The following is a 15,230-nucleotide window of genomic DNA, read 5'->3' on the forward strand; positions in this document are numbered from 1 at the left end:
TCTAGTGAATTGGCTGATAGACTTCAGCTGATTTGTTAGAATTATATGGAGGTCATATCCAAAAAAGACGTGATTCTATCTTCAAATTTTTGAATAGGTTGTACGTCTCATGATTGATTCTTCGTCTAGGATTAGGTAGCATATTCTAAACAAGACATCTTCGAGAGTTATGATCGGCTCGTAACTCATCCCCTTGTCTTCAGGAGAGTGAATGTATGGAATTGCTAGAGAAGGTCCAGCATTTGTTTGGATCCTACGGATATAGCGTATTATTTTTCGGTTTATTACTTGAATTCATTGCTCTACCGTTTCCCGGAGAAACCACAATGGCATATGGGGGTTATCTGTCATATACCGGGAAGCTGAACTTTAGCGTTCTCCTCATCCTTGCTTTTCTGGGGACAACCATCGGGATGACCATCACGTATTTCATCGGGGCCAAAGCAGGTCTGCCATTCATCATGCGTTACGGAAAATGGTTTTTGTTGAAACAGGACAAGCTGGATAAAACGCAAAAATGGTTCGCCAAATATGGAAATGGCCTGATCTTTATTGGTTATTTCATTCCCGGCGTGCGCCATTTCACCGGTTATTTCGCAGGAATCGCTGCTGTCCCCTTTCGAAAATTCGCACTCTACGCCTACTCAGGTGCACTCTTCTGGGTGGTACTATTCCTGGGCATTGGCAAAATATTCGGACCTCAGTGGAATGCTGTCTTCCACCTGGCCCATCAGTACGCGGCCTACATCGTCGCTGGCATTGGATTGCTGCTGATTGCTGCTGTACTATATCGTTACCGAAAAGCGCTGGCAGCTCGTTCCGTATCCAAGCCAGCTCCTGTTCGGCAGAGACAGAAGTGAGGATACAAAGTTAAGCAAGGAGTTGCGTACCACGCAGCTCCTTTTTTTGATTTCTGAAATAAATACCCTTCGATACTACGGATCATCCTACACTGCCTTCTGTTTATCCTTGATATTCAATCATTCTCTTTTTTTGTCATAATCTGAATTCATCCAGGTCATACTAACTTGCAATTATAGGATGTATAAGGAGGCAATGGGATGAGTGCATCAGTGCAAGACCGTCAAGATCATAAGGAAATTTCGCCAAATCTGAACGACAATACGGAATACTGCAAGCAAATGATGGGGAATAGCAACGACTTGATGATCCGTCCTCTGCAATGTTTGCACAAGTGGCCTGCTGTCATGCTATACATCGATGGGTTGGTAGATGTACAGATCCTGAATCACTCCATCATGGAATCATTATTGCAAAAACAGGATCTACCCGACTTCTCGGCAGATGATGAACATCTGAGTTACCTTCAGAATGATATTCTAATCGCCAGTGATGTATTGCTGGTGGATGATATGTATGACGTACTGCGTGCGCTGCTTTCTGGATCAGCTATTCTGCTGATTGAAGGTTCCGTTCGAGGACTGAAGATTGGCGCGGCCGGCTGGGAAGATCGCTCCGTTGGAGAACCAGTCTCCCAAACCGTCGTTCGAGGACCGATGGAGGGCTTTAATGAAAATTTGCGTACCAACACCTCATTGATTCGCAAACGAATTCGCGATCCTCATCTTTGGATCGAAGAAAGAGAAATAGGTCGAGTGACCAAAACTCGTGTGGCTGTGCTCTATCTAGAACATATTGTGGATCAGGAGATTGTGATTGAGCTCCGGCGAAGGCTGGATGAGATCGATATTGACAGCATCCTGGAGAGTGGATATATCGAAGAACTGGTGCAGGACAAGACCATGACGATTTTCCCGACAGTCTATAACAGCGAAAGACCGGATACCGTATCTGCTGCCTTGCTGGAGGGTCGAGTTGCGATCATTGTGGACGGAACACCATTTGCATTGATTGTACCCGCCTTGTTTGTTCAATTTTTTCAGTCTCCAGAAGACTATTATCAACGAGCAGATATCAGTACACTGATCCGGATGATACGATATCTGGCCTTCTTCATTGCCCTGCTATCTCCATCCTTCTATATTGCCATTTCAACATTCCATCAGGAGATGTTACCCACCAATCTGCTGATCAGCCTGGCAGCCCAAAGGGAAGGGGTACCATTTCCCGCTTTTATTGAAGCCCTGCTGATGGAGTTGACCTATGAGATCTTACGGGAAGCAGGTATTCGGATACCCAAAACGGTCGGCCAGGCCGTGTCCATTGTTGGTACGCTTGTTATTGGTCAGGCCGCAGTGGACGCAGGGGTTGTGTCAGCTGCAATGGTTATTATTGTATCCATTACTGCGATATCCAGCTATGTGATCCCGGAAAATGGTCTGTCCATATCGGTACGGATCTTGCGCTTTGTGCTGATGATACTAGCGGCAGCCTTCGGTTTCTACGGCATTCTGATAGTGTTGCTCATTACAGTAACCCACCTCTGCAGCTTGCGTTCTTTCGGTGTGCCCTACATGTCTCCGTTTGCACCGTTCATTCAAAAAGATATGAAAGACACTATCTTTCGTGTGCCATGGTCTCGCATGAAGACCCGCCCATTGTCCACAGGATCGACGAATGTTACGAGACAAACATCAAGGAAAACCAAGCGTTAACTCAGTCAGGAGACCTTCATATGAACAAAAGCTTACGTTTATTGATGTCCTTTGCAGTACTACTTCCTTTGCTTACGGGATGTTGGGATCGCCAAGAAATGAATGAACTCGGCATCATGCTCGGCCTTGGGGTGGACAAGGCAGGAGATCAGATTCGGGTTAGCGCACAGGTCGTGGTTCCGAATGTAATATCTCCCAAGACATCTGGCTCCAAGGGAACGCCCGTGACTCAATATCAGGCCACTGCCAAGTCTCTGTTAGAAGCCATACAGCAGCTCACTGAAACGAGTCCCAGAAGAATTTTCATGGCCCATGTCCGAATTCTGGTATTCGGAGAAGAGTTCGCCCGCGAAGAGGGCATTTATGATGTTATGGAAGCTCTAATGCGTGAACCAACGGTTCGTCCCGATTATTATGTGATGGTCGCCCGAAATACGCAAGCATCGGAAGTGCTTAATTTGCTGACACCTCTGGATAACATTCCGGCCGAAAAGCTATTCAGCTCCTTGGACGTTTCCTCTAAAACCTGGTCACCAACGACGACGGTAACAGGAGACCAGCTTATCGACTACATGTTAACCCCGGGAATACAGCCTGTCATTACAGGGGTGCAAATTTTAGGTGATTTCAGTAAAAAAGGAAGTGTCGATAACATCTCCACGATACGCACGTCAGCCAGACTGAACACAACTGGCCTGAGTGTCTTCAAGAAGGATAAGTTGATCGGCTGGTTAACGGAAGACGAATCCAAGGGATACAACTACATCCGAGATAATGTTAAAGCTACCGTGGGGCATGTTGACTGTCCGAAGAGCAAAGGTGTAGTAACCCTGAAAACACTTCGATCCACAACGGATCGCAAAGCTAAAGTTGTCGGAGGAGAACCTCAAATCAAGATTAAGGTCAATATCGTAGCCTCTATCGGGTCAGTAGATTGCGACATGCAGATCGGCTCCATGTCAGCCATCCATGAATTGGAGAAGCTAGCTCAGGAACGGCTTAAAGAAATAATGCAAAAATCCGTCAATTCAGTGCGCCGTAAATATCATGTGGACATCTTCGGATTCGGTCAGGAGATCTATCAAGTTGACCCCAAATTTTTCAAAAAAATCGAGAACGACTGGGACAAGTATTTCGAAAATCTCGACATCCAATACGATGCGAATGCACAGATCAGACGTGTGGGTTCACTGGACAACTCATTCAAAAATCAAATAAAGGACTGAGATTATGCTGCTCTCTATCACTGCGGTTGTAGTTGGATGCCTGGTCGGGTGGATCGATCTTCCCAAGCTCATTCGAAGCAAACAATGGAAAGAAACGGCTGTATACAGTGGAATGTTACTATCAGCCATCGTATTCAGCGTCATTGCGGTGAATTTATGGGAATTCCCGAGTCCGCTGTATATCATTATCTGGATCTATGAACCTGTGAATCAATTCCTGGCCTACATTACTGGAACTTAGCTAAAAGGAGTGAGAGCGATGCTTGAAAAAGGACGACTGGGTACCCGAGCGCTGGGTACCCTGACATTTATGATGGTTGTTGGGGATATGATGATGATCTACCCTTCCGTCATTACGTCATATGCCAAGCAAAATGCATGGATCTGTGCCCTGATTGGTGTCCCGATCAGTATGCTTCTGATGGCCATGTTCCTCAAGCTCGGCAAAGCATATCCGGACCAGAATCTAATCTCCATGACCCGGAGTATATTGGGATTCTGGCCTGGCACATTGGTTGGCTGCTTTTATTTGTACTTTTTCATCATTGGTGCATCCACTCACACTCGCGAGGTCGGCGATTTCATGACGACTCAAATTTTTCAATATACGCCGATACGCGTCGTCATCCTGATTTTTGTGATTGCCGTCTGCTGGGGGTCTACAACGGGATTGAAACCATGGGACGCAGTAGCGAGTTACTCATACCTGTCGGAATCGTGTTCATCCTTGTACTCTGCTTCTGTTTGTTACCCAAAATTGATACGAGCAACCTGAAACCGATCATGGACACGGATGTGGTGTCCATCACCCAAGGAATTCTCGTTAGTGTTATCTATCCTGTTGGCGAATGCATCCCTATCTTGATGCTTCTACCTTATACTTCCCGGCAGAGGCATCGCAATCGGGATATCATTATGGCTGCTGGGCTGGGCAATCTTGTATTAGCCTCTCTCGTGACCATATCCATACTCGTTCTGGGGCATTTCTGACGCAGCATAACATCTATGCCTCTTTCATTCTGGTGCAAAAGATTAGCATTGGAAATTTTTTTCAACGCATTGAGGCACTTATGGCGTCAGCCTGGCTTATCTCTACATACTTCAAGGCTATGGTATATCTGTATGCATTCACAATTGGCATTGCAGAATTATTTAAATTGAAACGGTATGAATTTCTGGTCTTACCTTCGTCCATGCTGGTCTTTGGCTTGGCTAATCTGGTCGCACCAGGTGTTACTTTTATTATTATCACCGTCGTCCCTTACTGGGTCGATTGGGATACTACTATTAGTATTCTGTTACCAGGCATTCTTCTGTTGGTTCATGGCTTCAAAGCTCGTGTCCACAAGATCAAACTTCGTAGTTAACTGAAATTCACCGGACCCAGAGGGAAGCGCTCGTGGATAAATAGTGATACATAGCTTGACTGGAAACTGGATTGACTTGTCATAGGAATCACTTTCTGAAAGGAGTGCACGAAACCATGCTGGTTCAGGAAAGGTTAACCATTCGACAACTCGCGATCCTTACCTTTATTACCATGATCGGAGACATGATTCTGTTATATCCGACAATGATGGCCTATTCAAGCAGACAAGATGCATGGATCTGCTCTCTATTATCGCAGCCTATTGGACTGTTTATTATGTGGCTTATGTACAAGCTCCATCGGACTTATCCGACCCTGTCTCTAATAGAAATCTGTCCCAAGCTGCTCGGCAAATGGATAGGATCCGTCCTGGCTGTAGCCTACCTGTTCTATTTTTTAATGGGAGCCTCCATATGCATCCGTGAGGTCGGAGATTTCATGACAACCCAGATTTATCTACAGACGCCGATTCGTGCAATCATCATCCTTTTTGTTATGGCCATGACTTGGGGGATGCTCAAGGGACTAAGTACGATCGGCAGAAGCGCCGAAGTACTGGTACCGTTCGTCGTTTTTGGCTTGCTCTTCCTCATCATATGTCTGCTTCCCCAAACTGAGCTATCCCGATTGAAGCCTTTTTTGAACACTCCTGTTTTCTCGATTATGGATGGAAGCATTCGTGGTGCAGCATCTTCATTCGGAGAACTGATTATTCTTTCCATGATAATCCCATATGTCGCGCATAGCTCCCATTTACGAAGAGACATGATGCTCTCCACATTACTCGGAGGTGCCATGCTGACCTCACTTGTTCTGATTGCTCTGCTCGTACTCGGACCAACGCTAACGCAACACGATATATACATATCTTATATTCTTGCCCAGAAGATCAATATTGGTAACTTCTTTCAACGTATGGAGGCTCTCACAGCGATCACATGGCTGTTGTCGACCTACTTCAAAAGTCTGTTGTATGTCTTCGGATTTGTTGTAGGAACCGCACAATTATTTCGCCTGAAAGATTACAAACCCCTCATTTTACCATCCATGATGTTATTTTTTGCGATGTCCATCCTCATCTCCCCGAACATTATCTTCTATACCATTACGATTTTATACGCCTGGTTTGATTGGGATTTTACCGTAAGCATCGTTCTCCCCTTGTTCCTGTTACTGGTTCACCAAGCCAGAGCTTTGTTCAAGAAACATCGCACCAAAAACACCCCGACGAACTAAAAAACAGGCTGCATCCTGGAAAATTTTCCACAGATGCAGCCTGTTTATAGGTAGCCATGCGTTATACGTGTCTCACAGTCTGGTAACCTTATACCGATTTTAACGTCTGAAGTGCAGCTTCAATATGTCCTTTGACACGTACCTTGGACCAATCCTGGATCAATTTCCCCTCTTCATCAATCAGAAAAGTGGAGCGTACGATGCCCATGTATTCCTTGCCATACATCTTCTTGAGCTGCCACGCACCGTATTGCTCGGAAACCAGATGTTCCTCGTCAGATAACAAGGTGAACGGCAAGCCATACTTGGCAATAAACTTATTATGTTGCTTCATGGGGTCCGTGCTAATGCCCAGGATGACCGTATTCAGACCTTGAAATTCCTCATGTCGATCCCGAAAATCACAAGCCTGCTGCGTGCAGGACGAGGTCATATCCTTGGGGTAAAAATAAAGCAGTACCCGCTGCCCACGGTAATCCGAGAGCTTCACCGTTTCTCCCGTACTCGACGGAAGCTCAAAGTCCGGGGCCCCTTGGCCTATTGTTAAAGTCATATTCATTCCTCCCTAGTCTTGCCCATCTAACCCTATCAATCCTATCCGAGTGTTCTTATGAACCTGCTCCGCGATACCGCTTCACGCCATAATTCCACAGAAGCAAGCCCATGGAGCCAAACACCAATCCCATCACAGGTGTAAGGAGCGCCATGCGATGCATCTCGGACCTCTCCAGGAACAGCGCTGCCGGATAGATGCCCACAAAGGCAAACGGAATGACCCAGGTTAACAGCACCTGAATGGCACGGTTGTAGATCGTTACCGGATAACGTCCATACCCCTGAACGTTATACATCAGCGGCAGAATACCTGTTGGTGCGTCCGAATAAAACGATAGTGAAGTTAATGTGGTATAGATTCCAGCATAGATCAGCACGGAACTGAGTGTGAGAATGATCAATGCTGGAATGTGCCACCACTCCAGTACAAGGCCCATCTCTGCTCCGCTAAAGATCATGATAATCAGGCCGATAAACGAGCCTACAAGTGAAGGTGGGTCTACATTCTCAAGTAAAATCTGGAACAGATTATGTGCAGGGCGTGTCAGGATTCGATCCATCTCCCCTTTGACGATATAACGCTCGCTGAATCCCCACAGATTGATGAAACAGCTGAAGATGCCATAAGGCACCATGAAATATCCATAAACAAAGAGTACTTCGCTCTCACTCCAACCGCCCAGATTATCGGTATGACGGAACACGACAAAGATAAAGATCAGATTCGTTGCCTGAAACAGCAGATCCGATAGGATCTCCACCCAGAAGTCGGCGCGGTACGTAAGACGTGTTTTCATGTAGTTCTTCAAATATTCCCAGATCAGACCCATATAGTACATTCCGTTATCCCCCTTGCACGAACAGACGCTTGCGCGCCTGACGCCAGATCAGCACCATTGGAAGCAGCAATATAGCGAACCAGAACACCTGGATACCGAGTACCGTCCAGATTCCGGTGCCTTCTACTCTTCCGGTGAAAACCGAACCGGGCAGATACGTAATAGCCTGAAATGGCAATACCTTCATCACCGCAGACATCCAGCCCGGATACAGGCTGATCGGAATAATCAGACCCGAGAACAGATCCACCACAACGCGCTTCATGCGCATCATGCCTTCATTATTTTCCACGAAGAATGCCGCCAGTCCTGTTATCACATTAATCTGGGAATTAATGAGGAAACTGAAGAACAACATGACGAGAAAGCCAATCCACGCGGATGGCGCCGTAGGCAGTTCAACCGGAAATAGCAGGATCGCAATGAGCATGCCCGGAATCATAAGCAACAGGAAGCGGAAGATGCCTTCGCCAAGACCCTGCATCATTTTGACCATAACGTAATTGATCGGCCTGATGAATTGAATCGCAATGGAGCCGTCACGTATGTCTGCGGCAATCTCCCGATCCAGGTTGTTAAAGTAAAAGGCACGTGCCATCCAGGATACAGCAATATACGTGGTCATCTGCGCTGCCGTGAAGCCGCCAAGTTCACCACTGTTACCGTAAATGGCTTGCCAGGTAAAGTAATACACGCCAATATTCAGCGTATATATCAAAATGCCGGAATAATAATTCACCCGGTATGCCAGCATCGTTAAGAAACGGATGCGCATAAAATCAATAAATGCACTATTCATCTCAGGATACACCCACCACTTCTTTCCCTGCTCCCACAATCTCGGGACGCTCAGCGGAACCGGATTGGTATATGCTGCGCACAATCTCATCCGTGTTGATCTCAATAATCTGAATATCCGTAATATCCGCCTGTCCCACGACACGTCCAAGCACATCGGATACGTTCAGTTCGAGCGGAATCCAGACGGAAGCGGATAACTCGTTCTCCACCGTCCAGCGTACAGGTAGCGCAGCTGTCCATTCCTGCATCTGACTGATGTTGTGACCCGAACCGAACTTGAAGCGGATTTCTCTTTCCTTGCCCCACTGGGATTTCAGATGATCCAGACCTCCATCATAGATGATGTTGCCTGCATCGAGCATGATAACCCGGGAACACAGGGCCTCAATGTCCTGTAAATCATGGGTTGTGAGCAGAATGGTCGTTCCATGCTCCTTATTCATATCTTTCAAGAACTCCCGAATCTCCGACTTCACGACAATATCCAGACCAATGGTCGGCTCGTCCAAAAATACAATACTTGGATTGTGCAAAAGTGCAGCCACCAGCTCACAGCGCATACGCTGACCAAGACTTAGCTTGCGCACCGGACGACTTAGCAGGTCCTGAAGTTGCAATCGCTCCACCAGTTCATCCAGCCGTTTGCGGAAATCGACCTCTCCTACACGATATACTTTGCGAAGCAGATGGAAGGATTCGATCACGCCAATATCCCACCACAATTGACTGCGCTGACCAAAAACGACACCAATATTCTGTACAAACTTCTCCCGTTCCTGATACGGAACATATCCACCAACCGATATTTGCCCTGAAGTAGGCACCAAAATGCCGGTCAACATCTTGATCGTTGTTGATTTACCGGCACCGTTCTCCCCGATATATCCGCATATTTCGCCTTGCGGAATCTGAAATGAAATATCATTTACAGCCAATACCTCTTGGTATTGACGTGCAAACAGGTCCTGAAACGCGCCCTTCAGCCCACCTCGGCTTTTCTGGACACTAAACGACTTGCGCAAATCTTTGACATCAATCGCCAGCATGATTATACCTCACTTGGATTTTGTTGAAATTGCTTGTAGCCCAAAAAGAAATTATAATGGTATCAGTCAAAATTCAGCAAGCTTTAAAATAGTCTGGAGCTGCGTCCTCTGCCCTGATGTGGGATAGAAACGTGTACGGAAAGCTTTGACTAGATTATACCCGATTCATTTGAACTCGTTTATTACTTCATCTCAAATACAAAGGAGAGCTAGCATGACCAGAAAGACGAAGAGAACCATATGGATTTCTCTTGCCGCCTTCGTGTTGATTATCGGAGGAGCAGCGGCATATTATTTCGGTTCTATTCTCAATCAGTTGGACGGTTTGCAAAAAGACGGTGACGATTCACCTTTCGCCGGTATCGAAAATGTGGAGAAAGTAAATACTCCCGATCCTCCCAAATGGGAAGGCACCGAAACGGTTAACATTCTCGTGATGGGTGTCGATGCACGTGGATTGAAAAAAGGCGAAGTTCCCCGCTCCGACAGCATGATGGTCGTATCGCTTGACCCACTTACCAAAAAAATAAATCTGTTCTCCATTCTGCGTGACACATACGTTGATATCGAAGGGTATGGCAGAGAGCGGATCAACACGGCCATCACCCATGGTCCGAATTCAGCGATGCAAGCTGCCGGCGACCTGCTTGGTATTCCTGTACAGTATTATGTGTATACGGATTTCCAGGGATTCATCAAATTGGTGGATGCCGTTGGCGGAGTCGATTTTGATGTGGAGAAGGACATGCACTATACAAGTAAAGCAGACAATAACGAATATGATATAGATCTCAAAAAAGGGTATCAGCATCTGGATGGTGAAACGGCTCTCATGTACGTTCGTTTCCGTCATGATGCCATGTCGGATTTCGCCCGGTCCGAGCGTCAGCGTGAACTACTGAAAGCTGTAACGGCGAAAATGCAATCCACAACAACCATTGCCAAGCTGCCTGCCATTCTGGAACAGGTCAATCCTTATGTGGATACGAATCTGACACTCTCTGACATGTGGAAACTGGGCGGACTTGGATACCAGAGCAGCATGAACGGCAGTGAGCAGATCCCGCCGATGAACCTTCTGAAAGAAGAACGTACTGCCGGCGGTGCACAAGTGTTAACGGTGACGAATGAAGAGAAACTGAAGCAGCTTATTCAGGATATTATTCATCCACCGGCTACAACAGATGATAGTGCAACCAGCACCGAAGATAAAACAGCCAGTGGTGACGAGCAAAAGTCAGAGCAACCGGCTCAGTAATGAATGAACATGCAGAGGGCAGCCATAAAGCTGCCCTTTCGCTGTGCTCAGCAATACATGTATGCGAAAATCATCATATCCAAATTCAGTTTGTTATTTTATTATATTTTGCAATGACGAAAGGAAGTTATCTAATGAATTCATCCCGTTCCCGTTCCGAACTTTTATACGCAGAAGCACTTGAACATATTGTAGGTGGCGTTAACAGTCCCTCCCGCTCGTTTAAAGCCGTTGGTGGCGGCGCACCGGTATTTATGAAAAAAGCCCAAGGTGCCCACTTCTGGGATGTCGATGACAACCGCTATATTGATTATCTGGCGGCTTACGGTCCGATTGTGACAGGACATGCCCATCCTCATATTACCCAGGCGATTACGGAAGCCGCAGCGAACGGCGTGTTGTACGGTACTCCGACTGAACTGGAGATCCAACTCGCCAAGATGCTAAAGGAAGCTATTCCTTCCATGGATAAAGTCCGTTTTGTCAACTCAGGTACAGAAGCCGTCATGACCACGATTCGGGTTGCCCGTGCGTATACCAAACGTAGCAAAATCGTGAAATTCGCCGGTTGTTATCATGGTCACTCCGACCTGGTACTGGTAGCTGCCGGTTCTGGCCCGTCCACACTCGGTATCCCGGACAGTGCAGGCGTTCCTGCCAGTATTGCACAAGAAGTGATTACCGTGCCTTACAATGACCTTGAGAGCCTGAAGGATGCTCTGGAGCGCTGGGGCGACGATGTTGCTGCCGTTATGGTTGAACCTATTGTCGGCAACTTCGGCATGGTTATGCCAAAGACAGGCTTCCTGGAAGGACTCTGCGCCATGACACGAGCCAATGGCTCCCTCGTCATCTATGATGAGGTCATTACGGCTTTCCGTTTCCATTACGGTTCCACGCAAACCTACGCTGGACTCGATAATCATGCGGAGATTGAACCGGATCTCACGGCTCTTGGCAAAATCATCGGCGGTGGCCTGCCGATCGGCGCATACGGCGGTCGCAAACACGTTATGGAACAGGTTGCACCGCTCGGTCCGGCTTATCAGGCGGGAACAATGGCTGGTAACCCGGCATCCATCTCCGCAGGTATCGCGTGTCTGGAAGTGCTGCAAGGCGCAGGTGTCTATGAAGAAATGGAACGTCTCGCCGTTGATCTGACAGCAGGTCTGCAAGCTTCTGCTGACCGCCATGGCATTGCCCTGACAATTAATCGAATTCGCGGTGCATTCTCCACCCATTTCTGCGATCATCCGGTTACGAACTACGATCATGCTCAGGATACGGACGGGGAACTTTTCGCTTCGTTCTTCCGCCACATGCTGGACCGGGGTATTAACCTCGCTCCTTCCAAATATGAAGCCTGGTTCCTGACCACAGCCCATACGGATGAAGATGTTCAAGCCACACTGGAAGCCGCAGAAGCTTCCTTCAAAGCGATGGCTCAGGCATAGATCGGATTATTTCCATCAACCATGTAGCGTACAAGCTGTATGGTTGATGATAACAACTCATGGAAAAAAGGCGTCCAACAAGTGATCAACTTGTGTGGACGCCTTTTGTTATTTATGGATAAGAACGGATAAGGATGAGTGGCTACATATGGCTAGATGCTATATGCAATCAACTCCATGCGTTGCTTATTGTTACAGTCTTGGTGTTATGTTCTTGTCTTTATTTCTGCCTGATCTGCAGTTTCAAAATCTCCTCCCGGATCTTTTGCATCCCTTCTCCGATTCGCTGCTTGGGCACATTGGATATGTTCAAGCGCAGCATCTGATCCTGATGCACCTGATATGTTCCTTCGGGGTAATACCGTTCTACCGTATCTACGATAACTCCGCGCTCTTGAAGCCGAGTAACCAGTACACGAACTGGCATATCACCAGCCAAAGGTAATACGGTATGCTCCCCTCCTGTACGAGGGGCTTCCCTATAAGGAGCGAAGTTTGAACATGCGTCCAATTGCTCATGCACGGTGTGCATCCGGGCAGCATAGCGGTTACGAATTACTTTCCTGTGATGAGCAAACATTCCACTATGAATATAGACCTCCAGGGCAGCTTGAGACAGTACGGAAGTGTCGATATCCAGCATTTTTTTGTAAGCACCAAAGGACTGGAGCAGAGGTGAGGGCAGAACAGCTACACCAATACGTAAGCCTGGAAACAGAATTTTGGAATAGCTCTTCAGATAGATGACCCGACCTTCCGTATCGTAGGACCATAGCGGGTCCTGCTTCGCATTGTCCTCCAGATCGGCCAAATAGTCGTCCTCCACCAGATAAACATCATACCGCTGAGCAAGCCGGATCAATCTCTTCTTCTCCGCAACAGTTAACGATGTACCCAATGGATTATGAAAGCGCGGCATGACATAGAAAAACTTGATATCCCCTTCAGCAAACTGCTGTTCAAGCGCAGCCCAGTCCAGCCCATCCAGCGTTCGTCTCACACCTGCAATAGGTACATTTAATCCACTCAATAAGGAAGGCATATTGTGATAGGTCGGCAGTTCAAGCAGCACCCTTCTCTTTCCATTAGGAAAAGGCATTAACGCAAGTACAGCCAGTGCCTGCTGCACTCCTGATGTGATAAAGAACTGCTCCGTTCGGGCAAACACCTGATAATCGACAAACTGCTTCTGCAACAGCCGAATAAGAGAAGGTAATCCCTGCTCCGTGCCGTACATGAATAACTCCGCCTGTTTCTTCTCCATCGCCTGATCCACACAATGACGAAAGTCTGCATAGGGGAACACCCGAGGATCGGGAGCTGCCGAAGCGAAGTCCAACGCTCCCTGCCAATCCATGTCCTGAGCACCTGTCCCATTCTGTACGGCATAATAGCCGGACTGAGGTATGGCATACACCAGATGTCGCTGTTCCAGCCACTCATATGCACGGATCGCTGTACTCACACTGCACTGATACTGTTCAGCTACAACTCGAACCGCTGGAAGCCTTATGCCCTTGTCTGCCCATTGCCGACGACCTTGCTGTAACATCTGTTCCTGAATCCACTGTTTTAACGCTTCGGCAATCACTTCGTATTTTCTCATGGCACCCTCCTGCTTTCACAATTGTACCGTTACAGTTTATGCTTTTGTCTATTGTAGCACGATGCACCGGACAGTATATTGAATAAGGCAATATAAGTTGAACTAAGGGATATTGACACTAAGCTACTTCGATGACAGAACAACCTTCCGATCACTGTTATCCCAGGGGAACGCTCCGCTTCTTCAGGTTATTTCTGTCCTCTCCGTTACGTGTAAATGTTCAGTTCAACGTATATATCAGGACAATCGTAAGACAACTGTATTGGAGGAGCATTCATGAATATTTCACACACTCGGGGATACGCTTATATCGCAGCTGTACTGTATGCGGCTATTATCGGCCTATCCTTTTTATTTGTTAAAATGACCGTCACTGTAGCTCATCCCATTGATGTGCTCGCGCACCGCTTCGCCCTGTCGCTGATCGTTGTTAGCATTCCTGTAATTACGGGTTGGATCAAAATCCGACTTACCCTTCGTGATCTGTACCGAATTATTCCAATGGGCTTGTTGTCTCCTGTCTTGTTTTTTGCCTTTCAAGCCTTCGGACTTGTATCGTCGAGCTCATCTGAGGCCGGAATTATTCAGGCCATGGCTCCTGTGTTCACACTCGTTCTCGCGTCTGTCTTCCTGAAGGAGCGCACGTCCACGATGCAGAAGATGTTCCTGCTTCTCTCGGTTGTTGGTGTGGTTTATATTCTCATGATGCAAGGAAGCGGCATGTCTTTGGGCAATGTCAAAGGCATTGCGTTATTACTGCTATCCACGGTCTGTTTTGCAGGCTACGGTGTGTTAGCAAGACCGCTGGCACAGCAATATAAACCAATGGAATTAACATGGGTCACGCTGATGGTTGGTTGTATTGTATTTAACGCAGCCTCCCTGATAAGACATGCTTCCAGCGGTTCAATGATAGATTACATTAAACCACTTGGAGACGCCTCCTATCTCGGTGCACTTGCTTACCTGGCAATCCTCTCCACCATGATTTCCACCCTGCTCGCGAGTTATGCCCTGACCCATCTGGAGGCATCCCGGATGAGTGTATTCAGCAATCTGTCCACGCTCATCTCGATCTTAGGTGGTGCATGGATACTGCATGAACCTGTTGGTGGTTACCACTATATTGGAGCATTGCTGATCATCGCCGGTGTGCTTGGCACCAATATGAGCGGCCGCAAACCGAAGAAACTTCCTAGAATAGCCTGATCCAACTACAGGCTGTCTGTATGAAGTGCTTCAATCACGTTAACACTGCTGAGGA

Annotated in this window: 16 protein-coding genes and 1 pseudogene; 11 read left to right on the forward strand and 6 right to left on the reverse strand. The window is 47.2% G+C overall.

The annotated features are described in order from the left end of the window. Positions 1–215: 215 nt before the first annotated feature. From C0Q44_RS01790 to C0Q44_RS01820, 8 genes and pseudogenes are all read left to right on the forward strand, one after another. A complete protein-coding gene (locus tag C0Q44_RS01790; protein WP_105405794.1) occupies positions 216–860 on the forward strand; it encodes a DedA family protein in 645 nt (214 codons plus the stop codon). 201 nt (positions 861–1,061) lie between these two features. Next, positions 1,062–2,576 (forward strand): spore germination protein, encoded by a 1,515-nt coding sequence (locus tag C0Q44_RS01795; RefSeq protein WP_105405795.1) that lies wholly within the window; start codon positions 1,062–1,064, stop codon positions 2,574–2,576. A gap of 20 nt (positions 2,577–2,596) precedes the next feature. Continuing rightward, on the forward strand, positions 2,597–3,802 hold the full coding sequence (locus C0Q44_RS01800) for a Ger(x)C family spore germination protein (RefSeq protein ID WP_105405796.1): 1,206 nt from the start codon (positions 2,597–2,599) through the stop codon (positions 3,800–3,802). A 4-nt stretch (positions 3,803–3,806) separates the two neighbouring features. Beyond that, positions 3,807–4,043, forward strand: coding sequence for a hypothetical protein (locus tag C0Q44_RS01805; protein ID WP_105405797.1), 237 nt, complete (start codon positions 3,807–3,809; stop codon positions 4,041–4,043). A gap of 69 nt (positions 4,044–4,112) precedes the next feature. After that, positions 4,113–4,244 (forward strand): annotated as a pseudogene (locus C0Q44_RS31680) (GerAB/ArcD/ProY family transporter); the annotation flags it as partial. Further along, positions 4,181–4,792, forward strand: a complete 612-nt coding sequence (locus tag C0Q44_RS31685; RefSeq protein ID WP_374955084.1) for a GerAB/ArcD/ProY family transporter — start codon at positions 4,181–4,183, stop codon at positions 4,790–4,792. The pseudogene C0Q44_RS31680 and the gene C0Q44_RS31685, both read left to right, overlap by 64 nt. Before the next feature lie 32 nt (positions 4,793–4,824). After that, positions 4,825–5,169, forward strand: a complete 345-nt coding sequence (locus tag C0Q44_RS01815) for a GerAB/ArcD/ProY family transporter (protein ID WP_374955085.1) — start codon at positions 4,825–4,827, stop codon at positions 5,167–5,169. Between the two features lie 116 nt (positions 5,170–5,285). Then, positions 5,286–6,407, forward strand: a complete 1,122-nt coding sequence (locus C0Q44_RS01820) for a GerAB/ArcD/ProY family transporter (protein WP_105405800.1) — start codon at positions 5,286–5,288, stop codon at positions 6,405–6,407. A gap of 88 nt (positions 6,408–6,495) precedes the next feature. Here C0Q44_RS01820 and bcp read toward each other — a convergent pair whose 3' ends face one another. The 5 genes from bcp to C0Q44_RS31690 all read right to left on the reverse strand — a co-directional run bounded on the left by bcp (position 6,496) and on the right by C0Q44_RS31690 (position 9,813). Further along, positions 6,496–6,966, reverse strand: a complete 471-nt coding sequence (gene bcp / locus C0Q44_RS01825) for a thioredoxin-dependent thiol peroxidase (RefSeq protein ID WP_105405801.1) — start codon at positions 6,964–6,966, stop codon at positions 6,496–6,498. A gap of 49 nt (positions 6,967–7,015) precedes the next feature. Next, positions 7,016–7,801: an ABC transporter permease gene (locus C0Q44_RS01830; protein ID WP_105405802.1), complete on the reverse strand. Its 786-nt coding sequence runs from the start codon at positions 7,799–7,801 to the stop codon at positions 7,016–7,018. Positions 7,802–7,805: 4 nt separating this feature from the next. Then, positions 7,806–8,600 carry an ABC transporter permease gene (locus C0Q44_RS01835; protein WP_105405803.1) on the reverse strand — a complete coding sequence of 265 codons (795 nt, stop codon included), beginning with the start codon at positions 8,598–8,600 and terminating at the stop codon, positions 7,806–7,808. A gap of 1 nt (position 8,601) precedes the next feature. Next, on the reverse strand, positions 8,602–9,648 hold the full coding sequence (locus tag C0Q44_RS01840; protein ID WP_105405804.1) for an ABC transporter ATP-binding protein: 1,047 nt from the start codon (positions 9,646–9,648) through the stop codon (positions 8,602–8,604). A 66-nt stretch (positions 9,649–9,714) separates the two neighbouring features. Continuing rightward, positions 9,715–9,813: a helix-turn-helix domain-containing protein gene (locus tag C0Q44_RS31690; protein WP_146113453.1), complete on the reverse strand. Its 99-nt coding sequence runs from the start codon at positions 9,811–9,813 to the stop codon at positions 9,715–9,717. 49 nt (positions 9,814–9,862) lie between these two features. Here C0Q44_RS31690 and C0Q44_RS01845 point away from each other — a divergent pair, with 49 nt between their 5' ends. Both C0Q44_RS01845 and C0Q44_RS01850 read left to right on the forward strand, forming a co-directional pair. Next, entirely contained in the window at positions 9,863–10,906 is a 1,044-nt protein-coding gene (locus C0Q44_RS01845; protein ID WP_105405805.1) for an LCP family protein, read from the forward strand. A gap of 134 nt (positions 10,907–11,040) precedes the next feature. Continuing rightward, positions 11,041–12,360 (forward strand): glutamate-1-semialdehyde 2,1-aminomutase, encoded by a 1,320-nt coding sequence (locus tag C0Q44_RS01850; RefSeq protein ID WP_105405806.1) that lies wholly within the window; start codon positions 11,041–11,043, stop codon positions 12,358–12,360. Positions 12,361–12,580: 220 nt separating this feature from the next. Here C0Q44_RS01850 and C0Q44_RS01855 read toward each other — a convergent pair whose 3' ends face one another. Further along, positions 12,581–13,966: an aminotransferase-like domain-containing protein gene (locus C0Q44_RS01855; protein ID WP_105405807.1), complete on the reverse strand. Its 1,386-nt coding sequence runs from the start codon at positions 13,964–13,966 to the stop codon at positions 12,581–12,583. Positions 13,967–14,242: 276 nt separating this feature from the next. Here C0Q44_RS01855 and C0Q44_RS01860 point away from each other — a divergent pair, with 276 nt between their 5' ends. Beyond that, positions 14,243–15,175 (forward strand): DMT family transporter, encoded by a 933-nt coding sequence (locus tag C0Q44_RS01860; protein ID WP_105405808.1) that lies wholly within the window; start codon positions 14,243–14,245, stop codon positions 15,173–15,175. Positions 15,176–15,230: the final 55 nt, after the last annotated feature.

The organism is Paenibacillus sp. PCH8 (assembly GCF_002968835.1).
GTDB lineage: Bacteria > Bacillota > Bacilli > Paenibacillales > Paenibacillaceae > Paenibacillus.